The sequence below is a fragment of the Streptomyces sp. M92 genome (genome assembly GCF_028473745.1).
Classification (GTDB): domain Bacteria; phylum Actinomycetota; class Actinomycetes; order Streptomycetales; family Streptomycetaceae; genus Streptomyces.
The window spans coordinates 2,316,794-2,343,124 of the sequence record NZ_CP101137.1; the positions used below are offsets into that span (position 1 = coordinate 2,316,794).

At 72.0% G+C, this 26,331-nt stretch carries 28 protein-coding genes and 2 pseudogenes; 20 read left to right on the forward strand and 10 right to left on the reverse strand.

Annotated elements, in window-relative coordinates:
• Window positions 1-66: 66 nt before the first annotated feature.
• The 5 genes from M6G08_RS10485 to M6G08_RS10505 all read left to right on the forward strand — a co-directional run bounded on the left by M6G08_RS10485 (window position 67) and on the right by M6G08_RS10505 (window position 3,794).
• A complete protein-coding gene (locus M6G08_RS10485; protein ID WP_272586898.1) occupies window positions 67-882 on the forward strand; it encodes a phosphatase in 816 nt (271 codons plus the stop codon).
• A gap of 129 nt (window positions 883-1,011) precedes the next feature.
• The gene (locus tag M6G08_RS10490) at window positions 1,012-1,224 is read left to right on the forward strand and encodes a helix-turn-helix domain-containing protein (protein ID WP_004984898.1); all 213 of its coding nucleotides are present in this window, start codon (window positions 1,012-1,014) and stop codon (window positions 1,222-1,224) included.
• A gap of 108 nt (window positions 1,225-1,332) precedes the next feature.
• Window positions 1,333-1,431, forward strand: coding sequence for a 30S ribosomal protein bS22 (locus M6G08_RS10495; protein ID WP_003948845.1), 99 nt, complete (start codon window positions 1,333-1,335; stop codon window positions 1,429-1,431).
• Between the two features lie 198 nt (window positions 1,432-1,629).
• Entirely contained in the window at window positions 1,630-2,691 is a 1,062-nt protein-coding gene (locus M6G08_RS10500) for an NAD-dependent epimerase/dehydratase family protein (RefSeq protein ID WP_272586899.1), read from the forward strand.
• A gap of 14 nt (window positions 2,692-2,705) precedes the next feature.
• On the forward strand, window positions 2,706-3,794 hold the full coding sequence (locus tag M6G08_RS10505; protein WP_272586900.1) for a lysophospholipid acyltransferase family protein: 1,089 nt from the start codon (window positions 2,706-2,708) through the stop codon (window positions 3,792-3,794).
• Window positions 3,795-3,991: 197 nt separating this feature from the next.
• Here M6G08_RS10505 and M6G08_RS10510 read toward each other — a convergent pair whose 3' ends face one another.
• From M6G08_RS10510 to M6G08_RS10520, 3 genes are all read right to left on the reverse strand, one after another.
• Window positions 3,992-5,230, reverse strand: coding sequence for a DUF5667 domain-containing protein (locus tag M6G08_RS10510; protein ID WP_272586901.1), 1,239 nt, complete (start codon window positions 5,228-5,230; stop codon window positions 3,992-3,994).
• Between the two features lie 244 nt (window positions 5,231-5,474).
• The gene (locus M6G08_RS10515; RefSeq protein ID WP_073725606.1) at window positions 5,475-6,266 is read right to left on the reverse strand and encodes an ECF subfamily RNA polymerase sigma factor, BldN family; all 792 of its coding nucleotides are present in this window, start codon (window positions 6,264-6,266) and stop codon (window positions 5,475-5,477) included.
• Between the two features lie 359 nt (window positions 6,267-6,625).
• Entirely contained in the window at window positions 6,626-7,555 is a 930-nt protein-coding gene (locus M6G08_RS10520) for an HAD family hydrolase (protein WP_272586902.1), read from the reverse strand.
• 105 nt (window positions 7,556-7,660) lie between these two features.
• On the opposite strand from M6G08_RS10520, the gene M6G08_RS10525 reads away from it, so the two are divergent.
• The 5 genes from M6G08_RS10525 to M6G08_RS10545 all read left to right on the forward strand — a co-directional run bounded on the left by M6G08_RS10525 (window position 7,661) and on the right by M6G08_RS10545 (window position 13,445).
• A complete protein-coding gene (locus tag M6G08_RS10525) occupies window positions 7,661-8,020 on the forward strand; it encodes a glutaredoxin family protein (RefSeq protein ID WP_272586903.1) in 360 nt (119 codons plus the stop codon).
• A 274-nt stretch (window positions 8,021-8,294) separates the two neighbouring features.
• The gene (locus M6G08_RS10530) at window positions 8,295-9,065 is read left to right on the forward strand and encodes a redox-sensing transcriptional repressor Rex (RefSeq protein WP_272586904.1); all 771 of its coding nucleotides are present in this window, start codon (window positions 8,295-8,297) and stop codon (window positions 9,063-9,065) included.
• A complete protein-coding gene (locus M6G08_RS10535) occupies window positions 9,062-10,795 on the forward strand; it encodes a glutamyl-tRNA reductase (protein ID WP_272586905.1) in 1,734 nt (577 codons plus the stop codon). Before M6G08_RS10530 ends, M6G08_RS10535 begins: the two co-directional genes overlap by 4 nt.
• Complete coding sequence (gene hemC, locus M6G08_RS10540; protein ID WP_272586906.1) at window positions 10,792-11,751, forward strand: hydroxymethylbilane synthase; 960 nt, start codon at window positions 10,792-10,794, stop codon at window positions 11,749-11,751. Before M6G08_RS10535 ends, hemC begins: the two co-directional genes overlap by 4 nt.
• A complete protein-coding gene (locus tag M6G08_RS10545; RefSeq protein ID WP_272586907.1) occupies window positions 11,748-13,445 on the forward strand; it encodes a bifunctional uroporphyrinogen-III C-methyltransferase/uroporphyrinogen-III synthase in 1,698 nt (565 codons plus the stop codon). Before hemC ends, M6G08_RS10545 begins: the two co-directional genes overlap by 4 nt.
• 213 nt (window positions 13,446-13,658) lie before the next feature.
• On the opposite strand, the gene M6G08_RS10550 is transcribed toward M6G08_RS10545, so the two are convergent.
• Entirely contained in the window at window positions 13,659-13,838 is a 180-nt protein-coding gene (locus M6G08_RS10550; protein WP_272591305.1) for a DUF397 domain-containing protein, read from the reverse strand.
• A 12-nt stretch (window positions 13,839-13,850) separates the two neighbouring features.
• Window positions 13,851-14,328: pseudogene (locus M6G08_RS10555) on the reverse strand (helix-turn-helix domain-containing protein); the annotation flags it as partial.
• Between the two features lie 144 nt (window positions 14,329-14,472).
• On the opposite strand from M6G08_RS10555, the pseudogene M6G08_RS10560 reads away from it, so the two are divergent.
• The 4 genes and pseudogenes from M6G08_RS10560 to M6G08_RS10575 form a co-directional block, all read left to right on the forward strand.
• Window positions 14,473-14,626 (forward strand): annotated as a pseudogene (locus M6G08_RS10560) (ATP-binding protein); the annotation flags it as partial.
• Window positions 14,600-14,761 carry a hypothetical protein gene (locus M6G08_RS10565; RefSeq protein WP_272591525.1) on the forward strand — a complete coding sequence of 54 codons (162 nt, stop codon included), beginning with the start codon at window positions 14,600-14,602 and terminating at the stop codon, window positions 14,759-14,761. The pseudogene M6G08_RS10560 and the gene M6G08_RS10565, both read left to right, overlap by 27 nt.
• 75 nt (window positions 14,762-14,836) lie before the next feature.
• Window positions 14,837-15,070, forward strand: coding sequence for an SPOR domain-containing protein (locus tag M6G08_RS10570; protein ID WP_073725572.1), 234 nt, complete (start codon window positions 14,837-14,839; stop codon window positions 15,068-15,070).
• Between the two features lie 370 nt (window positions 15,071-15,440).
• Window positions 15,441-16,349 (forward strand): nitroreductase/quinone reductase family protein, encoded by a 909-nt coding sequence (locus tag M6G08_RS10575; RefSeq protein WP_272586908.1) that lies wholly within the window; start codon window positions 15,441-15,443, stop codon window positions 16,347-16,349.
• On the opposite strand, the gene M6G08_RS10580 is transcribed toward M6G08_RS10575, so the two are convergent.
• A complete protein-coding gene (locus tag M6G08_RS10580; protein WP_272586909.1) occupies window positions 16,268-16,684 on the reverse strand; it encodes a hypothetical protein in 417 nt (138 codons plus the stop codon). The genes M6G08_RS10575 and M6G08_RS10580 overlap by 82 nt on opposite strands.
• A gap of 196 nt (window positions 16,685-16,880) precedes the next feature.
• Window positions 16,881-17,339, reverse strand: coding sequence for a MarR family winged helix-turn-helix transcriptional regulator (locus M6G08_RS10585; protein WP_272586910.1), 459 nt, complete (start codon window positions 17,337-17,339; stop codon window positions 16,881-16,883).
• A 112-nt stretch (window positions 17,340-17,451) separates the two neighbouring features.
• Here M6G08_RS10585 and hemB point away from each other — a divergent pair, with 112 nt between their 5' ends.
• Window positions 17,452-18,444: a porphobilinogen synthase gene (hemB, locus tag M6G08_RS10590; RefSeq protein ID WP_272586911.1), complete on the forward strand. Its 993-nt coding sequence runs from the start codon at window positions 17,452-17,454 to the stop codon at window positions 18,442-18,444.
• A gap of 46 nt (window positions 18,445-18,490) precedes the next feature.
• On the opposite strand, the gene M6G08_RS10595 is transcribed toward hemB, so the two are convergent.
• Window positions 18,491-19,216, reverse strand: a complete 726-nt coding sequence (locus M6G08_RS10595; protein WP_272586912.1) for a DUF4232 domain-containing protein — start codon at window positions 19,214-19,216, stop codon at window positions 18,491-18,493.
• A gap of 208 nt (window positions 19,217-19,424) precedes the next feature.
• On the opposite strand from M6G08_RS10595, the gene M6G08_RS10600 reads away from it, so the two are divergent.
• The 4 genes from M6G08_RS10600 (at window position 19,425) to M6G08_RS10615 (ending at window position 23,949) form a co-directional block, all read left to right on the forward strand.
• Window positions 19,425-20,747 (forward strand): helix-turn-helix domain-containing protein, encoded by a 1,323-nt coding sequence (locus M6G08_RS10600; RefSeq protein ID WP_272586913.1) that lies wholly within the window; start codon window positions 19,425-19,427, stop codon window positions 20,745-20,747.
• An 89-nt stretch (window positions 20,748-20,836) separates the two neighbouring features.
• A complete protein-coding gene (locus M6G08_RS10605; RefSeq protein ID WP_272586914.1) occupies window positions 20,837-21,742 on the forward strand; it encodes an SAM-dependent methyltransferase in 906 nt (301 codons plus the stop codon).
• Window positions 21,743-21,809: 67 nt separating this feature from the next.
• Window positions 21,810-23,048, forward strand: coding sequence for an aminotransferase-like domain-containing protein (locus M6G08_RS10610; RefSeq protein WP_272586915.1), 1,239 nt, complete (start codon window positions 21,810-21,812; stop codon window positions 23,046-23,048).
• 61 nt (window positions 23,049-23,109) lie between these two features.
• The gene (locus M6G08_RS10615; RefSeq protein WP_272586916.1) at window positions 23,110-23,949 is read left to right on the forward strand and encodes an arylamine N-acetyltransferase family protein; all 840 of its coding nucleotides are present in this window, start codon (window positions 23,110-23,112) and stop codon (window positions 23,947-23,949) included.
• Here the strand turns inward: M6G08_RS10615 and M6G08_RS10620 are convergent.
• Complete coding sequence (locus M6G08_RS10620) at window positions 23,938-24,783, reverse strand: helix-turn-helix domain-containing protein (RefSeq protein ID WP_272586917.1); 846 nt, start codon at window positions 24,781-24,783, stop codon at window positions 23,938-23,940. The genes M6G08_RS10615 and M6G08_RS10620 overlap by 12 nt on opposite strands.
• Window positions 24,780-25,568 (reverse strand): peptidoglycan-binding protein, encoded by a 789-nt coding sequence (locus M6G08_RS10625; protein WP_272586918.1) that lies wholly within the window; start codon window positions 25,566-25,568, stop codon window positions 24,780-24,782. The genes M6G08_RS10620 and M6G08_RS10625 overlap by 4 nt, the downstream gene beginning before the upstream one ends.
• Before the next feature lie 309 nt (window positions 25,569-25,877).
• Between M6G08_RS10625 and M6G08_RS10630 the strand changes: the two genes are divergently transcribed.
• On the forward strand, window positions 25,878-26,300 hold the full coding sequence (locus tag M6G08_RS10630; RefSeq protein ID WP_272586919.1) for a peptidoglycan-binding domain-containing protein: 423 nt from the start codon (window positions 25,878-25,880) through the stop codon (window positions 26,298-26,300).
• Window positions 26,301-26,331 lie beyond the last annotated feature (31 nt).

The window sequence follows — 26,331 nt, forward strand, 5'->3', positions numbered from 1 at the left end:
GCCGACCGTGGGTAGATTGCCGCGTTCCTCACCCGGGAGACGGCTGGACCCGGCAGCATCTGGTTCGTGCTGACCCGTCGAGCTCTTCGGGCTCATCTTCTCGACGTTCGTCTTGCCGGGGTGGTGGCGACATCCCGGGAGGTGAGTCTGCGGAGCTACCGGTTGTTCGCGGCGCGGGATCCGCGGGTGCTGATCGGGATCGACCCGGCGCGGGACTGGGGGCACCGGGAGCTGCTCGGGCTGATGGCGGACAGGTGCGGGGTCTCGGCCGATCCGTGTCGGACCGAGGGCCCGGACGTGATCGATCCGGACCGGACGCTGGCGGCACTGGACGCGTTCGCCGGAAGGCTCGCCGCCGTGGCTGAGCGTCGCGGTCCGGTGCTCCTCGGCACCGGGCACCCGCACCGGCTGCTCGGTTTCTACGTCGCCTTGGCCGAGGCGTTGTCGGCGGCGGGATGTGCCGTCCTCACCCCGGCGCAGGGTCGCCGTATCGACATAACGACCCGGTTCGGTCTACGCACGTACAACCTCGACTACGTCCGGGGAGTCGCGTTGGTGCGGGAACCCGGCGCCGGGCGCGCCGGTGGTGAGCCCGGCGCGCACACGCATTCGCCGCTCCCGGTTCGTACCGCGCTGGCCGCCGCGGCCGACGCCGGCGGGCCGCTGCCCGAGTTGGTGATCGGGGACCACGGGTGGGTTTGCGGTGCAGGTCAGCTGGGGTTCGAGGCGATCGGGCCGGCCGATACGGACGATCCCGCGCTCTTCGTCGGTGAGGCCGAGGGGTCCGTGTCCGTGGTCGTTCCACTTGATGACGGTGTGCGGTCTGAGTACTACCGGCCGCTTACCCGCTACGTACTCAATCGGGCGTGTCTGTCACGGTAGGGATGTGATGGGTGCACCTCTTCCCCACTCGCATCACCCGCCCCTACATTGGGGAGTGAGCACGCAGCGACGAAGAGTCACCGGAAGGGGAAGCCGGTGGCCGTCGAGTGCGGAAGGTTCAGGTGTGTCATGGCTGCAGCTGGCGAAAGGCCTCTGAACGAGGTTCAGTTCCTTACCGTGGCGGAGGTCGCCTCGGTGATGCGCGTGTCCAAGATGACCGTGTACCGGTTGGTGCACAGCGGTCATCTGCCCGCGATCCGGGTGGGACGGTCGTTCCGTGTCCCGGAGCAAGCGGTTCACGAGTACCTCCGGGAGAGTTACGTGGGGGTGGAAACGGCCTGACGACCTCGATTACGACCTCAGCGCTCGGGCGGGTAGGCTGGCCCCTCGTAGGTCGTGTGGGCCCATGGCGCTCACCAACCGAGTGATGAGAAGTGAGCGAGGGTAGTCGTGGGCTCTGTTATCAAGAAGCGGCGCAAGCGGATGGCCAAGAAGAAGCACCGCAAGCTGCTGAAGCGCACGCGCGTTCAGCGTCGCAACAAGAAGTAAGCGACGCTGCGCCGTCAGCGTGGTCTGTGGCCCCCCACCGCATCCGGTGGGGGGCCACAGTCGTACCGGGCCCCGGGTGCGAATTCTCGTCACTTGCCGCGTCCGTCGGTCATCACAGCGCAACACCGACCGGCTAAGTTGGCCCGCAGGCGGGGAACGCGGCAGGGTACGCAGCAGGGCGGAAGGAAGGCGCTGATCTTGGGCAAGGTCGTGCTCGTGACCGGAGTGGCCCGTCAGCTGGGCGGCCGGTTCGTCCGGCGCATCCAGCGTGACCCCGACGTGGACCGGGTGGTCGGCGTGGACGCCGTCGCGCCGGAGCACCATCTGGGCGGCGCGGAGTTCGTCCAGGCCGACATCCGCCAGTCTGCGATCGGGCGCATCCTCGCGGAGACCGGGGCGGACACGGTGGTCCACCTGGACGTCACGGGCACCCCGCTGGGCGGTGGCAGCCGTACCTCGGTCAAGGAGACCAACGTCATCGGCACGATGCAGCTGCTCGGTGCCTGCCAGAAGTCGCCGGCCGTGCAGCGGCTGGTGGTGAAGTCCAGTACGAACGTCTACGGGTCCGCGCCGCGCGATCCGGCCGTCTGCACGGAGACCACCGCGCCCAAGTCGCTGCCCAGCGGCGGCTTCGCCAAGGACGCCGTCGAGGTCGAGGGGTACGTGCGGGGCTTCGCCCGGCGCCGTCCGGATGTCGCGGTGGCCGTGCTGCGGTTCGCCAACATCCTGGGGCCGGCCGCGGACACGCCGCTCGCCTCGTACTTCGGGCTGCCGGTGCTGCCGACGGTGTTCGGCTACGATCCGCGGCTGCAGTTCGTGCACGAGGACGACGTGATCGAGGTGCTGCGGATCTCCTCGCACGAGCCGCGGCGGTCCACGCTGAACAGCGGCACCTTCAACATCGCGGGAGACGGTGTCCTGACCCTCTCGCAGTGCTCGCGTCGGCTGGGCCGCCCCACGGTGCCGCTGCTGCTGCCCGCGGTCACCTGGGCGGGCTCGCTCGTGCGTACGCTGGGGATGACGGACTTCTCCCCCGAGCAGATCCGGCTGCTCACCCACGGGCGGGTGGTGGACACCACGCAGATGCGCGAGACCCTGGGTTTCCGGCCGAAGTACTCGACGGCCGGGGCGTTCGCGGACTTCGCGCGCGGCCGTGGCGCGGGTCTGCTGCCGCCCGAGGCCCTCGCGGGGGCCGTCGACCGGATCGCGGAGCTGTCCCTGCGGGGCAGCGGTCACCTCCCGACGCAGAGCGCCAACTGAGGAGCGCATCAACGATGGCGGACGCCAAGGTCATTCCGTTCGACGACGACCGGTCGCGGGGGAGCGGCGGCAGCGGGGGGAACGCGGCCCAGCGCCCGGCCCGGCGCCGGGGTACGGGGAGCCGGCGCAAGGGCTCGGCGGAGTCCGCGCCGGTCCGGGAGGTGCAGCCGCTGCCGGTGCGGGGGACGGCCGGCGGGGACGGCGACGCCGTGACGCCCGAGCCGGGGTCGCCCGAGGGCGCGGACGTGGGCGTGGGCGCGGACGGAGGGCTGGAGCGGCGTATCGCGGGCGGCCTGGCCTTCCTGCGCCGTCGTCTCACCGGTGACTACGAGGTCGACGACTTCGGTTACGACGCCGAGCTGACCGACCAGGTGCTGATGTCCATGCTCCGTCCGGTGTACGAGAAGTACTTCCGGGTCGAGGTGAAGGGCGTGGAGAACATCCCGGCCGAGGGCGGGGCGCTGATCGTGGCGAACCACTCGGGGACGCTGCCGCTGGACGGTCTGATGATGCAGGTCGCCGTGCACGACCACCATCCGGCCGACCGGCATCTGCGGCTGCTGGCGGCGGACCTGGTGTTCGTGCTGCCGGTGGTCAACGAACTGGCCCGCAAACTGGGGCACACGCTGGCCTGCGCGGAGGACGCCGAGCGGCTGCTCGCCCAGGGTGAGCTGGTCGGGGTGATGCCGGAGGGCTTCAAGGGGATCGGGAAGCCGTTCAGCGAGCGCTACAAGCTCCAGCGTTTCGGGCGGGGCGGCTTCGTGTCGACGGCGCTGCGGCAGGGGGTGCCGATCATCCCGTGCTCGATCGTCGGCGCGGAGGAGATCTACCCGATGATCGGCAACGCGAAGACGCTGGCGCGGCTGCTGGGCTTCCCGTACTTCCCGCTGACGCCGACCTTCCCGTGGCTGGGGCCGCTGGGCGCGGTGCCGTTGCCGACGAAGTGGACGATTCAGTTCGGCGAGCCGATCCCGACGGACGGCTATCCGGCGGAGGCGGCCGAGGACCCGATGCTGATGTTCAACCTGACCGACCAGGTGCGGGAGCAGATCCAGCACACGCTCTACAAGTTGCTGGTGCAGCGGAGGTCGGTGTTCTTCTGAGACGGGGTGCGTGGACGGCGCGGTGGGTGCGGTGAGCCGACGGACGGAGTCCGGCGCAGCTGGTCGAAGCCCGCGGAGCGGTGCGAGGGCAGCAGAGCAGACAGGAGGGGCCAAGCTGTTGTTGGTGCAGCGGAGGTCCGGGTTCTTCTGAGACGACGACGGGGGTGCCCCTCGTGCGAGGGGCACCCCCATCATGCTCACTCCGCGTCGTCCGCCTCGATGCCCAGGCCGGGCAGGAGGCCCGGGAGGAGGGGTGGGAGGGTGACGTCCGGCTGGGCGGGCGGGGTGTTGCCGCCCGTGGACGGGGAGGCGGGGCTGCTGTCCTCGGGCGGGTCGAGCAGGCCGCCCGTGCCGCCGCCGAGCAGGCCGTCGTTCTCCTGGCCGGAGCCGGTGGACTCGCTGGGCCGGCCGCTGTCCGTGCGCCCGCGCTCGGAGGTGCCGCCGTCGCCGGTGCTGGGCGCCGACGAGTGACCGCCGCCGGAGCCGGGGGCGTCGCTGGTCGCCGATCCGGAACTGCCCGGGCGGCCGTCGTCCGCGCCGCCGGTTTCCCGGTCGGGCGGCTGCGGCAGCATGGACTGCAGCGGCGCCACGTCGTCCTCTATGGCGTCGAACACCGACGACACCTGCTCGCTGACGTCCCCGAGCTGCACGGGCAGCCGGTCGCGCAGGGCTCCCCAGGTCTCCCGGTGGGAGCGGGAGAAGGTGGAGAGGGCCTGCATGGGGGCCAGGGAGCCGGGGTCGCGGGCGTACACCGCGCTGAGCAGCCGGTGGCCCTCGGAGGCGTCGTGCCGCATGCCGGACAGGGCTCGGCGGATCTCGCCGAGGGACTCGTGGTCGAGGGAGCCGCTGCGGCCGCGCTCCATCAGCCTGCGTGCCTCGTTCAACCGGGTGGACGCCAGGTCCAGGTAGGCCCGGCCGCGCTCGTCGTCCCCGTCGGCGAGGCCGAGGCGGAAGTCCTCTATGCCGCGCTTGAGGCCGTAGAGCGAGTCGCCGGGCAGGGCGTCCGAACTGGCTGCGGCGACTCCGCCGAAGGCTCCGGCGGCCACGCTCACGCTCAGCCCGCCCGCGGTGAGGCCCTTCGCCAGCCGCGAGCGCGGCCGGAACCTCTTCAGCGGGGCCGCCCGGTGGGTGCCGCGCGCCCGGCGCTGTTCGGGAACCGAAGGGTCCGCCGCCCCGCCCGCGGTGCCCTCCTGGAGCATGGATTCGAACGCGGCCACCAGCTGGGCCCGCTGGACGACCTTGACCTCGGGATCAAGCTCGGGCCGCGGCAGTGTCTCCAGGCCGGTGGCGAGGGTCAGCAGACGACCCTGCTCGGTCTGTTCCCCGGCGGCTGCCGGGCCTCCGGACTGCTCGGCCGCCGCCCCGGGATCGGACTGCTCCTCCAGAGCCTGGGCGAAGGCGTTCGCCCGCCGGTGTGCCGATACGTTCGCGATCACTGGCGGCACCTCCTCTCGTCATGACGGTCGACTCCCCAGGGGGTCCTGAGGGTTGCACACCCCGACCGGAACCACCCGATCGTGTGATCGGAGTCGGTCAGGGGGTGACCACAGGGAGCCTGCATCCCGCACAACGAGTGGCGCGGCACTTGGGTTACGGACGGTGGATGATCGGACCGCTGTCTCAACGGACTTTCACCAGGGGTGACTTGGGGAACGCGAAGGGTGAGCGCCGGAAGTGCTCTCAGCGCGCGTCGTCCGGGAGGAGCCGGGCGAGGGTGCGTACGGCCCGGTACTGGAGCGTCTTGATGGCACCCTCGTTCTTGCCCATGACCCGGGCCGTCTCGGCGACCGAGAGGCCCTGGAGGAAGCGCAGGGTCACGCACTCCTGCTGCTGCGGGTTGAGCCGTCGTACGGCGTCCAGCAGGGCGGCGTTGGAGAGGGACTCGAGGACGGAGTCCTCGGGGGACCGCTCGACCTCGTTGGCGTCGAGCATCTCGCCGGTGGTGACCTCCAGCCGGAAGCGGCTGGACTTGAAGTGGTCGGCGACGAGGTTGCGGGCGATGGTCACCAGCCAGGCGCCGAAGTCGCGGCCCTGCCAGGTGAAGGTGCCGATGCGCCGCAGGGCCCGCAGGAAGGTCTCGCTGGTGAGGTCCTCGGCGGTCGCCTTGCCGCCCACCCGGTAGTAGATGTAGCGGTACACGGTGTCGCTGTACTGGTCGTAGAGCCGGCCGAAGGCCTCGGCCTCGCCGGCCTGGGCCCGTTCGACCAGATCCATCATGCGGGCGCTGTCGCTGTCGGCGGCGGGGCGCCGGTGGGTGGCGGCGGCCCCGGACGAGGACGACCGCGCCCGTCTGCCGACGGCGGCGCCCGAGTCGGCCAGTGCGTAGCAAGGGCCGGCGGGGACGGTGGCCGTGGCGAGGGCGGGGACGGCGTACGCGGTGGGGACGAAGCCGCGCAACAGGTCTTGGGCTGTTTTGACCGTTGCGCGCAGCGTAGCCAGGCCCGAGGCGTCAACCCCGACGTGTGGGTACACGGGACTCCCAGAGGCAGAGCTTCCATCACGTGCAGTACGGAACCATTCACCCGTCGTAGCGAAGGTGGGGTGCCGGAATGCGTCTGAGGAGAATAACGCTTCGTGCAGGCACTGCTACGCCCAGTTGCTCAAATCATCGATTACGTCGCTTCCGTGCCCGATTGACGCTCGATCAGCTGCCATAGAGTGATCGGTTGATGACCGGATCGGTTCGGATTTCGTGTGACTACAGAGCGTGTTGTGGTCGATGTGAGGAAAGGGGACTGGAGAGGCTGCCTCGGGGGTACGTCACATCGATTGGCCCAACGCCGTGGCCCACCGCAGTGGCCCGACGGCATTGGCCCGACGACGGAGCGCGGTCAGCGGCGGCGGCGGTGCAGCGCGATGGCCGCCGCGGTGCCGCCGGCCACGGCGCCGACGCCCGCGGCCGCCGGGATGCCGACCTTGGCCGCCTTGCGGCCGGTGCGGTAGTCCCGCAGCCGCCACTCCAGCTCCCGGGCATGCTTGCGCAGCTTGGAATCCGGGTTGATCGCGTACGGGTGGCCGACCAGGGACAGCATCGGGATGTCGTTGTGGGAGTCGCTGTAGGCGGCGCAGCGGGACAGGTCCAGGCCCTCCGCCGTCGCCAGCGCCCGTACCGCCTCCGCCTTCGCGGGGCCGTGCAGGGGTTCGCCGACGAGCTTGCCCGTGTAGACGCCGCCGATCGACTCGGCCACCGTGCCCAGCGCTCCGGTCAGGCCGAGGCGGCGGGCGATCACCTGGGCGATCTCCACCGGGGCCGCGGTGACCAGCCAGACCTTCTGCCCGGCGTCCAGGTGGGCCTGGGCGAGGGCGCGGGTGCCCGGCCAGATCCGTTCGGCCATGTACTCGTCGTAGATCTCCTCGCCGATCGACCTCAGCTCGGAGACGCGGTGGCCCTTGACGATCGAGAGCGCGGAGTCGCGGGCGTCCTGCATGTGCTCGGGGTCCTCGAACCCGGCGAGCCGGAACCACGCCTGCTGCCAGGCGAACCGGGCGAGGTCGCGGGTCTCGAAGAACTTCCGCTTGTACAGGCCCCGGCCGAAGTGGAAGATCGCGGCGCCCTGCATCACGGTGTTGTCGAGGTCGAAGAAGGCGGCCGCCCGCTCGTCGCCGTGGACCGGGAACTCGGGCTCCGCGCCGGTGTCGGGGGCGGTCGCCTCAGCGGCCTGCGCGGACTTGCGGGCTGCCTCCGCCGAGGCCTCGCCTGCCAACACGCTCCGCGCCGTGGCGGAGCGCCTGCGGGGGGTGAGCCATCGAAGAGCGGCCATGTCCGTGAGCATAGCCAGTTTGTTCGGGGGCTTCGGAGTCGAGAGGTTCGGAGGCTGTGAACTCTGGACGACCGCACCGTTACGAGGGCGGCCGCGCGCGGGAGAATGGCCGGCATGAGTCCCCTCTTCCGCCGAAAGCCCGCGACCGGTCCGCAGGCCCCGCGAGACCCGCAGCCGCACGGGACCCCGCAGCCCGCTCAGTCCCCCGAGCACTCCGAGAACCATCTCGTCACCCTCATCCGCAAACCCGGCTGTCATCTGTGTGATGACGCACAGCTGGTCGTCGAGAAGGTCTGTGCCGACCTCGGTGTCCCCTGGGAGGGGAAGGACATCACCGAGGACCGCCAACTTCACGACGAGTACTGGGAACAGATCCCGGTCGTCCTGGTCGACGGCAGGCAGCACACCTTCTGGCGTGTGAACGAGGAACGCCTGCGCAAGGCACTGACCGATCAGTACAAGTAGTCCGGATGGTCGCTTAGGATCGATGGTGACTTGGTCTCGGGGGCGTTGATCGTGAGGAGCGTGTGCGGCTTTGCCCTCGATGGAAGAGGAACGCGTGCGTGTACGCGCCGGTTCCCGGTTCGTGCGCCGGGCGCGCGTGAGCCCGGTCACGTTGGCCGGGCAAATCGGACACCATCTTTGTGCACGCGTTCACAAAGACATAGCCTGCATTCGACGGGGCGGTCATGTAGGGACGTATGACCGCCTACAGCCCCGCTCTACCCGCAGGAGCACCGTGGCAACTGGCCGAACACACCGACCGGCGACCCGCAGCCGAGGGATTCCCGAGGCCACCGTCGCCAGGCTTCCGCTGTACCTCCGCGCGCTGACCGCGCTCTCCGAGCGCTCGGTGCCCACGGTCTCCTCCGAGGAGCTGGCGGCGGCGGCGGGAGTCAACTCCGCGAAGCTGCGCAAGGACTTCTCCTACCTCGGCTCCTACGGGACCAGGGGTGTCGGCTACGACGTCGAGTATCTCGTGTACCAGATCTCGCGCGAACTGGGGCTCACCCAGGACTGGCCGGTTGTGATCGTCGGTATCGGTAACCTCGGCGCCGCGCTCGCCAACTACGGCGGGTTCGCCTCCCGCGGATTCCGGGTCGCCGCGCTGATCGACGCCGATCCGGGAATGGCCGGAAAGCCCGTCGCGGGCATCCCGGTGCAGCACACCGACGAGCTGGAGAAGATCATCCAGGACGACGGTGTCTCCATCGGTGTGATCGCGACCCCCGCCGGCGCCGCCCAGCAGGTCTGCGACCGGCTCGTGGCCGCCGGTGTCACCTCCATCCTGAACTTCGCGCCGACCGTGCTGAACGTCCCCGAGGGCGTCGACGTGCGCAAGGTCGACCTCTCCATCGAGCTGCAGATCCTCGCCTTCCACGAGCAGCGCAAGGCGGGCGAGGAGGCCGTGGCCGACGCAGGCGCCGTGCCGCCCGCCGTCGCCCGCAAGCAGCAGTCCGCCACCGACCAGGGACCCGACGGGGACGTGCCCGCCGTGATGCCGGCATGAGCCTCCTCGTCGTCGGACTCAGCCACCGCAGCGCGCCGGTCAGCGTGCTGGAGCGGGCGTCCCTGAACGCGGACGCGCAGCTCAAGCTGGTCCAGGACACGGTCGCCGCCGAACCGGCCGCCGAGGCCGCGGTGCTGGCCACCTGCAACCGCATCGAGCTCTACGCCGACGTGGACAAGTTCCACGCCGGTGTCGCCGAGCTGTCCACGCTGCTCGCCCAGCACAGCGGGGTCGGCCTGGAGGAGCTCACTCCTTACCTTTACGTGCACTACGAGGACCGGGCCGTCCACCACCTCTTCTCGGTGGCCTGCGGGCTCGACTCGATGGTGGTCGGCGAGGGCCAGATCCTCGGCCAGATAAAGGACTCCCTGGCCCGCGCCCAGGACCAGCACACCGCCGGGCGGCTGCTGAACGACCTGTTCCAGCAGGCGCTCCGGGTCGGCAAGCGGGCCCACTCGGAGACCGGCATCGACCGCGCCGGGCAGTCCCTGGTCACCTTCGGCCTGGAGCAGCTCGCCGCGGGTGCCGACGTGCGGCAGTGGGCGCGGGGCAAGAAGGCCCTGGTGATCGGCGCCGGTTCGATGTCCTCGCTGGCCGCCGCGACGCTGGCGCGGTCCGGGGTCGCCGAGATAGTGGTCGCCAACCGCACCTTCGAGCGGGCCGAGCGGCTCGCCCAGATCCTTTCCGAGGGCGACGACACGGACGTGCTGGCCCGCGCGGTACCGATGGACGCGGTGCCGGCCGAGCTGACACGTGCCGACGTGACCGTCTCCTGCACCGGCGCGACCGGGCTGGTCCTCACGGCGGACGCCGTGGCCGCGGCGGTCGAGGGCCGCACCGGCGGGCCCGCCGCGGAAGCGCCGGACGTGGACACCGCCGTACGGGAGACCGCCGTACGCGAAGCAGCCGTGCGCGAGGCAGCCGAAACGCCTCTGCAGACCGCCGGTGGCGACGAGAACTGCCCGCTGGACCTGTCCGCCGTCCCGTCCGGTTTCTCCGTCATGGGCGAGGCCGCCGTGGCCGGCATGGACGCGGCGACGCTGGAGCAGCACGGGGCCTGGGCCGCGAGCGGTACGACGGTGGACCGGCAGCGCGAGACCGGGCGGCCGGGCGCCGAGGCGGACGCCGAGCTGATCACCGCGCTCGCCGCGACGGCGACGCGCGTCGGCCGCATCCCCGAGCGCCGCCGCCCCGAGCCGGTCGCCGAGGTGCCGCGCCCGCAGCCCGTGCTCTTCCTCCTCGACCTCGCGATGCCGCGCGACATCGACGCCGCCGTGCACCGCCTGGCCGGGGTGCGCCTGGTGGACATCGAGTCGCTCGCCGACGCCTCCGCGGACGCGCCGATGGCCGCCGACGTCGACATGGTCCGCCGGATCGTCGCCGACGAGGTCGCCGCGTTCGGCGCCGCCCAGCGGGCCGCGCACATCACGCCGACCGTCGTCGCGCTGCGCAGCATGGCCGCCGACGTCGTGTCCGGCGAGATCGCCCGCCTGGAGGGGCGGCTGCCGGGGCTCGACGACAAGCACCGCGCCGAGATCACCCAGACCGTCAAGCGTGTGGTCGACAAGCTGCTGCACGCGCCGACGGTGCGGGTCAAGCAGCTCGCCGCCGAGCCCGGCGGCGCCGGGTACGCGGACGCGCTGCGCACCCTGTTCGACCTCGACCAGGAGACGGTGGCCTCCGTCTCCCGCGCCGAGAACAGCACTGAGAAGAACCGAGGGCCGGCATGACTGAGAAGGCACTGAGGCTGGGGACCAGGCGGAGCAAGCTCGCCATGGCCCAGTCCGGGCAGGTGGCGGACGCCGTGAGCCAGGTGACCGGTCGGCCCGTTGAGCTGGTCGAGATCACCACGTACGGCGACGTGTCGCGCGAGCACCTGGCGCAGATCGGCGGCGCGGGCGTGTTCGTGGCCGCGCTGCGCGAGGCGCTGCTGCGGGGCGAGGTGGACTTCGCGGTTCACTCGCTGAAGGACCTCCCCACGGCGCAGCACGAGGGCCTGGTGGTGGCCGCGATCCCCGAGCGCGAGGACCCGCGGGACGTGGTCGTCGCCCGGGACGCGCGCAAGCTGACCGACCTGCCGCGCGGCGCCCGCATAGGAACGGGCGCGCCGCGTCGCATGGCGCAGCTGAACGCGTACGCCCGCACCCACGGCATGGAGATCGAGACGGTCCCGATCCGGGGCAACGTCGACACCCGCATCGGATACGTCCGCAGCGGTGAACTGGACGCGGTCGTGCTGGCCGCCGCCGGGATGAACCGGGTGGGCCGCATCGACGAGGTGACCGACTTCCTGTCGGTCGACACGGTTTTGCCCGCCCCCGGCCAGGGGGCCCTGGCGATCGAGTGCCCCGCGGACAACGCGGACCTGATCGCCGCGCTCGCCGAGCTCGACGACCCGTTCACGCGGGCCGCCGTAACGGCCGAGCGGTCACTGCTCGCCGCCCTGGAGGCCGGCTGCAGCGCACCCGTCGGGGCGCTGGCCGACCTTCTGGCCGACGGGCAGACTGTCAAGGAAATGCGCCTGCGTGGCGTCGTCGGCACGACCGACGGCTCGACGCTGGTGCAGCTGTCCACCACCGGTCCCGTGCCTGAAACGCACGAGGCGGCTATGGCACTCGGTCGCGAACTCGCCACCGAGATGCTCGCCCAGGGCGCGGCCGGTCTGATGGGGGAGCGAGCACATTGAGCCCCACCACCTTTCCCGCCGGTCCGGAACAAGGGCACGTCACCTTCCTCGGTGCCGGACCCGGAGATCCGGGACTGCTGACTCTGCGCGCCGTGGAGGCGCTGGCGCACGCGGACGTCCTCGTCGCCGAGCACGAGGTGCTCGACGTCGTACGCACGCATGCGAGGCAGGGCGTGTCGGAACTGCACACGGACGCCGATCCGGCGGATCCGGGCACAGGCGCGCCCCAGTTGAAGGTAGTTGACGGCACGTCAACGACCTCGGGTGTCCCCGCTGTGCGGGATGCCGCACATCTTGTCATGGAGGCCGTGCGGGGCGGCAGGCGGGTCGTGCGTGCGGTGACCGGGGACCCCGGGCTGGACGCGTACGCCGCCGAGGAGATGCTGGCGTGTGCCGCGGCCGGGGTGCCCTTCGAGGTCGTCCCCGGCATCGCGAACGCCGTCGGTGTGCCCGCGTACGCCGGTGTGCCGCTGCGCGACGCCGAGGGCGCCGACGTGCGGTTCGTGGACGCCCGTACGGCGACGGCGCGGTGCTGGACGGAGGTGGGTGCCTCCGACGGGACGGTCGTGGTCTCGACGACGCTCGACTCGGTGGCCGCGGCCGCCGGTGAGCTGGTGTCGGCGGGCCGCAAGCCGGACACCCCGCTGACGGTGACGATCGCCGGTACGACCACCCGCCAGCGGACCTGGTCCGCCACGCTCGGCACGGTCGCCCAGACCCTGAAGCAGGCCAAGGTGCTGCCGTCGCCGGACGGTGGCCGTCCGGTGATAGCCGTGGTCGGTGAGCGTTCCGCGTCCGCCCGGCGCGACCAGCTGTCGTGGTTCGAGTCCAAGCCGCTGTTCGGCTGGAAGGTGCTCGTGCCGCGTACGAAGGAGCAGGCGGCGTCGCTCTCCGACCAGCTGCGGTCCTACGGGGCCGTGCCCAGCGAGGTCCCGACCATCGCCGTCGAACCGCCGCGCACCCCGCAGCAGATGGAGCGGGCGGTCAAGGGCCTGGTGACGGGCCGCTACGAGTGGATCGCGTTCACGTCGGTCAACGCGGTGAAGGCGGTCCGGGAGAAGTTCGAGGAGTACGGCCTGGACGCCCGTGCCTTCGCGGGCATCAAGGTCGCGGCGGTCGGCGAGCAGACCGCGAAGGCGCTCATCGCCTTCGGCGTGAAGCCCGACCTGGTGCCGAGCGGCGAGCAGTCGGCGGCGGGGTTGTTGGAGGACTGGCCGCCGTACGACCCGGTCTTCGACCCGATCGACCGCGTCTTCCTGCCCCGCGCCGACATCGCCACGGAGACCCTGGTCGCCGGTCTGATCGAGCTGGGCTGGGAGGTCGACGACGTCACCGCCTACCGCACGGTGCGCGCCTCGCCGCCCCCGGCCACCACCCGGGAGGCCATCAAGGGCGGCGGCTTCGACGCGGTGCTCTTCACCTCGTCGTCCACGGTCCGCAACCTGGTGGGCATCGCGGGCAAGCCGCACAACGTGACGGTCATCGCCTGCATCGGCCCGGCGACCGCCAAGACGGCCGAGGAGCACGGGCTGCGGGTCGACGTCATGTCCCCCGAGCCGTCCGTCACCAAGCTGGCGGAGGCCCTGGCGGACTTCGGCGCCCGCCGCCGCGCGGCGGCCGTGGAGGCCGGCGACCCGGTGACCCGGCCGAGCGAGCGGCGGCCGGGGGCGCGTCGGCGGCGGTCTTCGACGTGAGGTGACGTGAGGTGAGGCGGGGCGCTCCTTGTGGGGCGCCCCGCTCGTTTCTGGGGTCCGGAGCGTATGCTCCCCGCCGGGCATAGGAATGGCCTGGTAGCGGCCGTAGGGCGGCCTGGGACAACCACCCTGGACCGCTCCACGCGTGTCGACTGAAATCGTGTAAGGCCCGCACCCCATGTACTCGGGTGGGGGCCGACAGTGTTCGTTCCGTCAGTGTCCGGAGGCGTACGGCAGGAAGGTCGCCCAGGCGTCTGAGGTGAGGTCGAGGCGGGGTCCTGCGGGGTTCTTGGAGTCGCGGACGAGGACGTGGCTCTCGTCCGGGGTGGCTACCTCGACGCAGTCGGGACCGCTGGACGTGCTGTAACTGCTCTTTATCCACTCCGGCTTCATGTCTCTCCAAGCAAGCACTTTCTCGATGAGGGCTTTCGACTCCCGTGGGCAGAGAGCCTGTGCCCGGATAATTCCATACTGGATGTCCATGAGCTGCACCTCTTTCGGCTCCGCGATCACGCGGCTGATGTGCGCCACCGCGACGTGACCGACAGTCGTGCCGGTACGCGCACAGCTCGACAGCACCCGCCTCCAGCTTCTTCAAGTCCCGCACCTTCTTCGGGTACCGGACCTCCATCAGGTCCTGTTTGAGCGCCGGGATCTTCCCGCCCGCGTCCAATGCTTCGTCCGCCGCGTCCAGATACTCCGGCCGAGGAATCCGCCGCCCCCGCTCCACCGAGGAGACCAGTTCCTCCCCGTATCCGATGGCCGCGCCGAACTCGGCCTGGGTGAGGCCGGCCGACTCGCGCCACAGCTTCAGTTGCCGTACGACCGTGCGCATCACCGCCCCGGCCTCTTCGTCGTCCAGCCCCGCTTCCCACTCGCTCATGCCGCCGCCCTCCCGCCGCGCGCCCTTCCTCGGACCAACCTCCGACCTTCGCGACCGGTCACCCCGGGCAGCCCGGACAGAACCGGACGCACCACGGACAGCCATCGACCGCACGGGCCAGCCGTCTTCACAGCGTTTGCACGTATGAACACGCTGGGTGACGCGAATCAGGGAGTCTCCACCCGTCACCTTCCGCTGCGCCAGTTCTCGGTGCCGCTGTCGGCGCACGCGCCGTGGCGCGCGACTGGCCCGGCTGCTCGCGACTGAGAAGTTGCTCGCCTGGGAGCTGCCATTCGACAACAACGTCGTCGGGTACGACAGGGCGGACGGCTCCGGCAAGTCCAAGGAAGAGGCCATCAAGGACGCCAAGCGCAACGTGCCCGTCCCGTCGGGGCACTACAAGCGCCACTGCGACGCGAAGCGCGTCTGGTAGAACGGAGCGGAGGGAGGGGGCGACGCGTCTCTCCCTTCCTCCCGTCCGTCCCTCCCCGAACAGGAGCGAGTGCCCGTGTCCGAAGAGCGAGGCGTCTACGAGCTGCGGCTGGGCCTGTACGCGAGCCAGGAGGAGGCCGAGAAGATCAAGGCACGCGTCGCCGCCCTCCTGTGCCCGGACCCCGACCACGCGCCGCCGTGCCCGGTGCCCTGGTCGATGCTCCTGCTGAGCGAGGACCACCTGGACGAGCCCGACGCGTACGCCGAGCTGGTCGAGCAGGCGAAGATCGAGGGTCGCTCCCAGCCGTAGTCACAGGTGTAGGCACAGCCGTACCCATACCCGTACCCGTGCCCGTAGCCGAATCCGCCCCATGCCGCAGCCCGTCCGCGGCCGGGCGGATTCCGTGTTTTCGGACTGCGCCGCGTTGACAGCCGGCGGCGGGGTGCGTGTAATGAGGCTGGTGCCGCGTGGCGCCGGTCAAAGAGCAGTGGGCCGGCCGGCGATCGGGCGAGCGCCCTGGCATTCAAGGGGTACGTGTTGAGTCACCACTCCGCGCCCTGACACGACGTAGCGCTTCCGCACGTCGTCGTCCTCTCTTCTCTCCTCCCCTTTTCTTCACTTCGCCCTTCCGGCACCGCGCCGCTCGCCGCGGCCCGCCGTCATGGAGACACGGAATCGTATGCCCACGTCTTTCCACCAGTCCGTCATCGACGAGTTCCGCGCCAACGGCGGCAAGGTCGGTGGTCCCTTCGAAGGCGGGGACCTGCTGCTGCTGACCACCACGGGTGCCCGGTCGGGAGCCTCACGGACCACGCCGCTCGGCTACGTCCGGCACGGGGAGTCGCTCCTCGTGGTCGGGTCCAACCTCGGCGGGCCGCGCCACCCCGGCTGGTACCACAACCTGCTCGCCCACCCCGTCGTACGGGTGGAGGTGGGCACGTCGAACTTCGAGGCGCTCGCCGTACCCGCCGAGGGAGCGCGGCGCGACGAGCTGTTCGCACACGTCGTGCGGGCCGTGCCCGGTTACGGCGACTATCAGCGGGGAACCTCGCGGCGGCTGCCGGTGGTGGTGCTGGAGCGGGCCGAGCCCGAGGGGTGGCAGGGGCCGGGGGAGGTGCGGACCCTGGCCGGCAAGCTGCTGGAGGTGCACACCTGGCTGCGGGCGCAGTTGCGGCAGGTGCGGGCGGAGACCGAGGCGTACTTCGCGGCGCCGGGACCGGCCGGCGCGCCGCCGGGGCTCGGACTGCAGATCAGGCAGCGGTGCCTGGCGTTCTGCCAGGCGCTGGAGTTCCACCACGTGAGCGAGGACGGGCACCTGTTCCCGGGGATCGCCCGGCACCACCCCCACCTGACCGACGTCTTCGACCGGCTCGCGGACGAACACCGGACCGTCGCACGCGTCCAGGGTGACCTGGCGGCGCTGCTGGCCGAGGTCCACATCACCGACCCGGAGCATTTCCGTACGGAACTGGCGGCGATGTCGGCCGAGTTGAACGCCCACCTCGACTACGAGGAGAAGGCGCTGCTCCCGCTGCTGGCCGACGTGCCGTGGCCGCCCGTCCCCCCGGGTGCGGCCATCTCGTCGTAGGCCAGGTCGGGCAGCCCGAAGAATTCCGTGACGGCGCGCGTCGTCCGGACCTCGACGTCGCTTCCGTCGAGGTCCGCCGCCGGTCCGACCAGGCGCGCGGCCGTGAGCGCGGGCAACAGCAGGTCGGGTTCCTCTCCCCACGGGTGGGCGAAGAGGTCGTCGAAACTGAAGGCGGTGATCAGACGCCCGTCGCGGTAGTACTCGAAGGACGGGCAGTGCCCCTTGGCGATGCAGGGTTCGGTCACGAACACCGCGAGCTCGGCTCCGCCGGCGCTCAGCGGGCCGTAGCCGACGAGGCCGTAGTCGTACTCCTCCCAGCTGAGCATGTCGTGCATCAGCAGGCTCCAGTCGGCGCCCTTTCCGTAGGCGAGCGGCCTGCGGTGCCGACGGAGGAGACCACGGGTCAGCGCGTCCAGGGACGTCCCCGGAAGAAGACGACGTTGGTCTCCTCGTGATGCGGAAGGGCGCGGTGTATCCAGTGCGTCATACGTGCAAGGTAGAGGAGGCCACCGACAGAGCCGCTGCGGCCGTTCAGTGGTGCCAGGCCCTGCCGCCCGTGTTGTGGATGAGGCGCTGGAGCACCTTCATGGTGGTCAGGTACTCGTCGTCGGAGATGCCGGCGTGGCGTTCCGCCCACAGGTCGTCCTGGAGGGCGGCGGCCTTGTCGAAGAACGTCCTGCCCGCGGGGGTGAGGGTCAGGTGGCCGTCGGGGGTCTGCGTGGTCCAGCCGTTGGCGATGGTCGCGTCGATCTCCGACTCCATCGACTCCGGGCCCGTGTCGAGGTAGTCGCGCAGCAGGGCGGAGATCTCGGCACGGGTCTTGGGGGAGCGGGCGCGGGCCACCTGGGCCAGCACCCACCACTGGGGCTGGGTCGTGCCGAGTTCGGCGAGGGCGGTACGGATGCGGGTGACGACGGCCTTGTAGGCGGCCCAGGTCCAGTAGCCGGCGGGCTGCTGGATCAGTTCGGCGTCGCTGTGCGAGTAGTCCATGGCGACGACCGTAGAAACTGAAGCTTGGTTGAGGTCAAGGGGCGGGGGTCCTCGCCCCGGGCCGACTCGTCGTCGGCAAAGGCACGGGTGGGGCGGGCGTAGCGTAGGTGGTATGTCGACGTACGGATCCTTTCCCGGTACGCGGCCCAGGCGGCTGCGGAGCACTCCTGTCATGCGTCGGATGGTCGCCGAGACCCGGCTGCACCCCGCCGACCTCATCCTCCCGGCCTTCGTGCGCGAGGGCGTGAGCGAGCCGGTGCCGATCGCGGCGATGCCCGGGGTCGTGCAGCACACCCGGGACACGCTGAAGAAGGCCGCCGCGGAGGCGGTCGAGGCCGGGGTCTCCGGGATCATGCTCTTCGGCGTGCCGGAGGAGGGGAAGAAGGACGCCGCCGGGACGGCGGGCACCGACCCCGACGGGATTCTGCAGGTCGCGCTGCGGGACGTGCGGGCCGAGGTCGGGGACGAGCTGCTCGTCATGTCCGACCTGTGTCTCGACGAGTTCACGGACCACGGGCACTGTGGGGTGCTCGACGCCGAGGGACGGGTGGACAACGACGCCACCCTGGAGCGGTACGCCGAGATGGCGCAGGTCCAGGCTGACGCGGGCGCCCACGTGGTCGGGCCCAGCGGGATGATGGACGGGCAGATCGGGGTCGTCCGAGACGCCCTCGACCAGATCGGGCGGGAGGACGTCGCGATCCTCGCGTACACCGCCAAGTACGCCTCCGCCTTCTACGGCCCCTTCCGGGAGGCCGTCGGCTCCTCGCTGAAGGGCGACCGGAAGACCTACCAGCAGGACGCCGCCAACGCGCGCGAGTCCCTGCGGGAGCTGGCCCTCGACCTCGAGGAGGGCGCCGACATGGTGATGGTCAAGCCGGCCGGCCCCTACCTCGACATCCTCGCCAAGGTCGCCGAGGCCACGGACGTGCCCGTCGCCGCCTACCAGATCTCCGGCGAGTACTCGATGATCGAGGCCGCCGCCGAGAAGGGCTGGATCGACCGCGACCGCGCCGTCCTGGAGGCCCTCACCGGCATCAAGCGGGCCGGTGCGCGCAACATCCTGACCTACTGGGCCACCGAGGTCGCTCGCACCCTCCGCTGAGCGGCGACCTCGCCCGGTGCTCCGCGCAGGGAGGGCGGGCACCCCTTCAGTGGCCGAGGGCGGCGTCCATGTCGGTCTGCCAGTAGGTGACCGTCAGCGCGCTGTCGACGTACACGCCGCCGGCGGGCAGGGCGACGGTGGCGATGGAGCCGTCCTCGAAGGGGACGGTGAGGGTGTCCGTCTCGTAGCCGTTCTCGCCGCTGCCGTCGCCGGCCGACAGCACCACGCCCGCGTAGCCGGACTTGCCGGGCTCGACCCCGGTCAGGGACTGCGGCTTGGTCGCCTCCGCGACCGGCGGCACCGCCTGGGCCTCGCCGAAGCGGGCCGCCGGGTACGGCGGCAGCACGCACGTCTTCGAGCCGGTGTTGGTGGCGGTCAGCAGCAGGTGGTTGATGGGGCGGGTCACCTTCGTCGCGGTGATCTTCACGTCGGCGGCGGAGCACTTGCCGGGCAGGTCGGAGTCGGCGTCGGAGGCGTCGCTCCCTCCGGCGGTGGAACCCTCGGTCGGCTCGTCGGAGGAGTCGTCCGCGCCCGAGGAGCCGTTCGTGCCGGCGGAGCCGTTCGTTCCCTTCGAGCCGTTCACCTCGGTGCCGCTGCCCGACTCGTCCCCTCCGCCGGGCCGCTCGCCCTGCGCGCCGGCCGGGGCGGAGGACGGGGCCGAGGCGCCCGTGTCGGAGGTGTCGCCGCTCTCGCAGGCCGTCAGGGCGAGTGCGGCCAGCGCGGCCGTGGTGGCGGCGAACAGGCGGGTGCGACGGGCGGTGCGTGTGGACATGAGTGGACCCCTTCGGGTGGAGTTGAGGTGAGCCGCTCGACCGTTCGCCGGGAGCGGCTGCTTGGATGTCCACAGCTTGGGGCCGGGGCCGTCCCGGTCGCCACAGCTGCCGGGGCATGCGGGACACTGGAATGCCGAGAACGGCTCTGACCTGCGGGGATGACCTCCCGCTGGGATGCGGTACGGGGATGCGGGAGAGGGAGAAACGGTGGCGGGGGACGACTTCGCGGGACTGCTGAGGGAACTCAAGGAGCGGTCCGGGCTGAGCTACGGGGCGCTGGGCAAGCGGCTGCACATGAGTGCGTCGACCCTCCACCGGTACGTCAGCGGGGAGGTCGTGCCCGTCGAGTTCGCTCCCGTCGAACGCCTCGCCCGCGTGTGCCGGGCCACCCCCGAGGAACTGCTGGAGCTCCACCGCCGCTGGATCCGCGCGGACGCTTTACGGGGTGTGAAGAAGGGCGAGAGTGAGAGCGGGAGCGAGGGCGAGGAGCGGACCGGCGGCTCCGAGCAGCCGAGCCTCCCGGCCGCCGTCGAGGACGCACCGCCCGAGCCCCCGGAACCGGCGCCGTCCGAACCCGCCCCGCCCCGGCCCCCGCAGCCGGAGCCCGCGCCGCCCGCCCCCCGCCGCCGTGTCCCCCGCGCCGCCCTCTACGCCGCCTCCGGCGTCGTCGCCGTCAGTGTCGCCGTCGCGCTCGTGGCGAACCTCGTGTCGGGCTCGGGCGACGACGGGCGGCGCGGTCCCGCCGGGGCCGCCGGTACGGTGCCGCACTCCCTGTCGGCGTCCGGGAGCGCGACCCCGCCTCCGGCCCCCGGCGGCAGCGCCTCCGCGTCAACGTCAATGTCCCCGTCCACGTCCGGGTCCGCGACCCCCTCGGCGTCCGCGACGGGCGCCGGTCCCGCCGCGTCCCCGAGCCGCCGCCCGCCCGCCGACGGCCCGATGCTCACCGTCTCGACCACCCCGTACCACTGGGACTCCCCCTGCGACCACGCCTTCCTCGTCGACCGCAGCCCGAAGAACGTGCTGAAGCCGCCCGCCCAGCAGGACGCGGTCGGCTGGGCCACCGCCTACGGCGCGGTCTCCGCGAACCGGCAGACCGCCGTCCTCACCGTGCAGGGCACCGGCCCGGAGACCGTCGTCCTGGAGGCCCTGCACGTACGCGTGGTGCGCAGCGAGGCGCCGCTGGACTGGAACCAGTACGTGATGGGCAACGGCTGCGGCGGCGAGGTGAGCGTGAAGGCCTTCGACGTCGCGCTGGACATGGGCGATCCCCTGGCGATGCCGATCGGGGGCCAGCGGGACTTCCCGTACTCCGTCAGCGAGTCCGACCCCGAGGTCTTCCACGTCAACGCGCACACCAGCGGCCACGACGTCAGCTGGTACCTGGAGCTGGAGTGGTCGAGCGGCGGCCGGGAGGGCATCCTGCGCGTCGACGACCACGGCAAGCCGTTCCGCACCAGCGCCTCCAAGGACGGCTCCTACTACGCCTACCCGCTGGGCAGCGACCACTGGGAGCTGGTCGAGGACGACTGAACCGGAGCGAACGGGGGACCGGGCGCGGCCAACTGGGCCGGGGCGTTAGGTTGTTGACCACACAACGGTTCCCCCGTCAGGAGACGCCCATGCCCGGTGACGCCCTCAGCCAGGACCCCGCGGAACTGAGAAGGAGGATCGACAGCAGCAAGGCGCACCCGGCCCGCGTCTACGACGTCTTCCTCGGCGGCAAGGACCACTACCCCGCCGACCGCGACGCGGCCGCCGCCGGGCTCGCCGCCAACCCGCGCGGCTACCTCGACGTACGGCACAACCGGGACTTCCTGCGCCGCGCCGTCACCGCGCTGGCCGAGGAGGACGGCATCCGCCAGTTCCTCGACGTCGGCACCGGCCTGCCGACCGCGGAGAACGTGCACCAGATCGCCCAGCGCATCGCCCCCGAGTCCCGGGTGGTCTACGTCGACAACGACCCGGTCGTCCTCGCCCACGCCCGCGCCCTGCTCACCAGCGGCCCCGAGGGGCGCACGGACTACATCGACGCCGACCTGAAGAGTCCGGCGCGCATCCTCGAACAGGCAGCCCGGACCCTGGACTTCAGCCGTCCCGTCGCGCTCTGCCTGGTCGCCGTCCTGCACTTCGTCGAGGACGAGGAGGCGTACCCGATCGTCCGCGAGCTGATGGACGCGCTGCCCGCCGGCAGCCGCCTCGTCCTCAGCCACCTCACCGAGGACCTCAACCCGGAGAACATCCGCGCCGTCCAGCGGACCTACACCGAGCGGGGGTTCACCTTCGTGCTGCGCTCCCGCAAGGACGTCGAGCGCTTCTTCGCCGAGGCCGGGCTGGACCTCGCCGAGCCGGGCACCGTCGTCCCGGTGCACCACTGGCGCCCGGACCACGCGGCCCCCGTGCCCGAGCAGCCGGAGGAGTCCTACCTGGCGAGCCTGGAGGCCATCGAGAAGGTCCGGTACAAGGACATCAACGACGTCACGGACGCCGACATCAACGTGTACGGAGGGGTGGGCACGAAGGGCTGAGCGCCGGGCGGCGTCCGGATCGCGGAAAGTCGCTTGTAGACGCCACGTACTTCTCTAGGGTGCGGGCATGACCGTGACCGAGACAGTCCCCGAGAACGTGCCCGTCCCCGCCGCCCCCCTTCCGCCGCTCGCCGCGCGGGCCCGGTCGACCGGCGGTTCGCCGGTACGGGACATCCTCGCCGTCACCGTCCGCCCCGAGGTGATCAACTTCGCGGGCGGGCTGCCCGCTCCGGAGCTGTTCGACGCGGACGGCATCGCCGCCGCCTACCGGGCCGTTCTCACCGAGACGCCCGCGCGGGCACTCCAGTACTCCGCCACCGAGGGCGAGCCCGCCCTGCGCGCCGCCCTCGCCGCCCGCACCACCGCGCGCGGACTGGCCACCGACGCCGACGACCTCCTCGTCACCACCGGCTCGCAGCAGGCCCTGTCCCTGCTCGCCACCGCCCTGCTCGAACCCGGCGACACCGTCCTCGTCGAGGACCCCTGCTACCTGGCCGCCCTCCAGGTCTTCGGCTTCGCGGGCGCCCGGGTCGTCGCCGTGCCGGGCGACGAGCACGGCATGGACCCGGCCGCCCTGGAGGAACTGGTCGTGCGCGAGCGGCCCAAGCTGCTCTACACCGTGCCCACCTTCTCCAACCCCACCGGCCGCACCCTGCCCGCCGACCGCCGGGCCGCCGTCGCACGGACCGCCGCGCGGCGCGGGGTGTGGATCGTCGAGGACGACCCGTACGGGGAACTGCGCTTCGAGGGCGAACGGGTGCCGTGGATCGCCTCCTACGACGGAGCCCGCGACCGCACCGTGCTGCTGGGCTCCTTCTCCAAGGTCATGGCGCCCGGCCTGCGCCTCGGCTGGCTGCGGGCGCCCGCCGGACTGCGCCGGGCCTGCGCGGTCGCCAAGCAGGCCGTCGACCTGCACACCCCGACCGTCAACCAGCTCACCGCCGCCCGTTACCTGGCCGACCGCGACCTGGACGCCCACGTGGCGCGCGTCGCCGCCGCCTACGGCGTCCGCCGGGACGCCATGCTCGCCGGTCTCGCGGACGCGCTCCCGGCGGGGTCGGAGTGGACCCGACCCGAGGGCGGCATGTTCGTGTGGGCGCGGCTGCCGGAGCGGTACGACACCACGGCCCTGCTCCCCGAGGTGGTCCGGCACGACGTGGCGTACGTCCCCGGCGCCCCGTTCCACGCCGGCGAGCCCGACCGCGCCACCTTGCGGCTGTGCTTCGTCACACAGACGCCGGACGAGATCGCGGAGGGGCTGCGGAGACTGGGGGAGGGGCTGCGGGCGGCGTCGGACGAGTCGTAGGCCCTCCGGACCAGGCCGAAGAGCCGAGGACGGGCGGCGCGTCCGCACGTACGGTGAAGCCATGTCTGAGACCGCACGGACGACGCCGCCCCTCGACCTCGACGCGTACTTCGGCCGGATCGGCTGGGACGGGCCGCGGCGGGCGGACGCCGAGACGCTCCGCGGCGTCCACCTCGCCCACGTTCGGGCCATCGGGTTCGAGAACCTCGACGCCCTCGGCGGCACCGCCCCTTCCCTGGACCTCGCCGACCTCACGGCCAAGCTGGTCCACGGCCGCCGGCGCGGCGGCTACTGCTACGAGCACAACACCCTGTTCGCGGCGGCCCTGGAGGTGCTCGGGTTCCGGCTGACGCGGCTGGCCGCGCGGGTCGTCATCGGCGCCGAGCGGTTCGAGGACCGGCCGCGCACCCACATGGCCCTCCTGGTCGAGGTGCCCGGCGACCCCCGGCCGTACCTGGCCGACGTCGGCTTCGGCGCCATCGGCTCCCTGCTGGAGCCGGTGCCGCTGCTGGCGGACGCCGAGTTCCACGGCGCCGGGCGCCGGCACCGGCTGGTGCACGCGCCGCATCGGGGGCCGCTGGAGATGTGGGTGCTTCAGGCGCACGGCCCGGACGGCTGGGTGAGCCAGTACGCCTTCACCGTGGAGCCGTTCGAACCGTCCGACTTCGAGATGATCAACTGGCACGTCGCCACCAACCCGCGCTCCCCGTTCTCCCGGCGCCCCTTCGCCCAGCGCCTGACCCCGGCCGGGCACCTGCTGCTCGACGGCGACCGTGTCACCGAGACCCGCGACGACGGCACGGTCACCGAGCGGAAACTGGCGGACGAGGCGGACGTCCGCCGGGTCCTCACCCGCGAACTGGGCCTCGACGTGCCGGAAGGGCTGACGCTACCGACGTGACGGCGGCCGGGCGGTGGCCGTGGCCCCGCCCACGCGCGCCTCGACACACTCCCGCCCGCCGTCGGCGTCGGCGGCCGCGGGCCGGAAGCAGGCCCGCAGGACGGCTCCGGGACGCACCTCGGTCATGACGGTGTAGACGTACGACTCCGCGTCCACCGCGTCCGCGATCTCGGCCCGGCGGGTCGGACCACCGGCCGTCACCTCCAGCCGGTCGCCGACGCGCGTCCCCCACATGCGGGCCCAGCCGGCGCCGCACTTCTCGCTGTAGCGCAGCTCCAGCCGGGCCCCGGTGGCGGTGCGGTGGGTGGAGAGGGTGTCGGGGCCGCCGCCGCAGAGCATGTGCATCGGGTCCTGGCCCTCGCAGGTGGTGCCGTGGCAACGAGGTCCGGGGGCCGTGGCGGCGGACGCCCGGGGGGCTGCTCGCTCCCGGTCGGGGAGCAGGAGGAGTGCCGAGGCGACGCCGACCACGGTCACGGCGCAGACGGCGACGAGCACGGCCAGGAGCCTTCCCCTGGCCCCCGGTTGCGTCGTCGTCGGCGGTGGGGGCTGCGGCTGCGGATCTGGCTCGGCAGGTGCGGGGGCCGGTGGCGCCGCGCGCCCGCTCCACGCCGACTCCGCGATCTCCCACAGTGCCAGCACCCGTCCCTCCGGTTCCCGGGCGAGCCGGCACAGGTCACGCACCGCCTGACGCGGCGGCAGCGTCTTGCCGTTGAGGTAGCGCTCCCACGACGACTTGCTGTACGCCGTGCGCTCCGCCAGCGCCGCCAGGCTCAACCCCGTACGCGTCCGCAGCTCCCGCAGTGCCGTGACCAGCCTGGTGTGCGCCGGCGTCACGGCGGGGTCCCGCGCAGGGCCTTCCAGGTGTGCGGGCCGACTATGCCGTCCACGACCAGTCCGCCCCGCTTCTGGACGCGCTTGACCGCGCGCTGCGTCAACGGCCCGAAGATCCCGTCGATCTCACCCGGCGAGAGTCCCGCCCGTTCCAGCAGACACTGCACCTCCGCCACCTCCGGCCCGGCCTCGCCGTACGCCACGATGGCGTCCTCGCTGCGGCTGTTGCCCGCGTACCAGCGTCCGTCGGTCCGCTCCACGCGGCAGGTGTACGCCGTGGGGGAGCGGGACGCCGACCGGGTGGACGTGGCGGCGGTGGCCGCCGCTGCGCTGCCGCCGCGCTCCGGGCCGCCGGAGCGGTCGGTGAGGCGCACGGCCAGCAGGACGGCCGCGGACACGGCCAGCACCAGGGCCGCCGCCCCGGCCACGACCGCGACGCGCCGCGGCCGTCCCCGGCGCCGCTCGTCCTCGGAGGCCTCCGGTTCCGCGGTCCCGGGCTCGGCGGGCGCGGTCCCCCTCGTCCTCCCCCAGTGCTCCGAGGCCACCTCGTGCAGTGCCAGTGTCCGGGCCGGATCCTCACCGGCGATCCGGGCCATCGACTCGACGGCCTCGCGGGGCGGCAGGGACCTGCCGTTCAGGTACCGCTCCCAGGACTTCGCGCTGTACCCGGTCTTCGCGGCCAGTTGCCGCACGGTCAGTCCGCCGTGGTCCTTCAGCCCGCGTAATCGCACCACCAACTGGCGGACGTGCGGATGCAGTTCCGCGGGCAGCTCTTTCCAACGCGACATGTTCCCCCACTCGCGTTCGGGCTCGCCGGTCCGGTCCCCGTTCCCCCGTCTCATTCTGCCTCAGCGACCACGCCCTACACCCGCAAGCGGTTCCCGCACCCGTGCATATCGGCCACCGCCCGCCGAGGCCGTCCCGGGACACCGACTTCTTGGTCGGCGTCTCCGCAGGTCAGAGGGTGGGACGTCCCGTGTCGGCGTCACTTCGGCGGCACCTGTGGAGGCTCCCGCCGGGTGTCTCGCATGCTCGTTGCCGACAGCACCGCGAATGCAGGGGAGGGGAAACACATGCGAGGTTCGACCAGGGCGCTCGTGAGCGTGACCACCGCGATCGGAATCGCCGTCGGCGGTCTGGCCGCTGCCGGCACCGCCACGGCGGCGCCCGAACCGGTGCGGCAGCACGCGGCGAGCGCCGGGGCCGTCACACCGCTCGCGGTGAACAACCTGGGGCTGAGCAGGGCGCAGGCCAGGGAATGGCAGCGCCTGATGCTCAAGTACGGCTTCAACCCCGGCAAGGTTGACGGGCTGCTCGGCACCCAGAGCTGGAGGGCGTCGCAGGGCTACCTCAACCACCGGGGCTTCAGGGCCGGGGCAGAGGACGGCATCCTCGGCCCCGACACCATCAGGGCGCTGCAGCGCTACCTGAACGACCGCGGGGGCTATCGCCTCGTGGTCGACGGGATCGCCGGACCGCGCACCAAGGCCGCTTTCCGGGACCACATGTGCGCGTGCTGAGTCCTGGCTGAGGCCGCCAAGACGCCGCGGC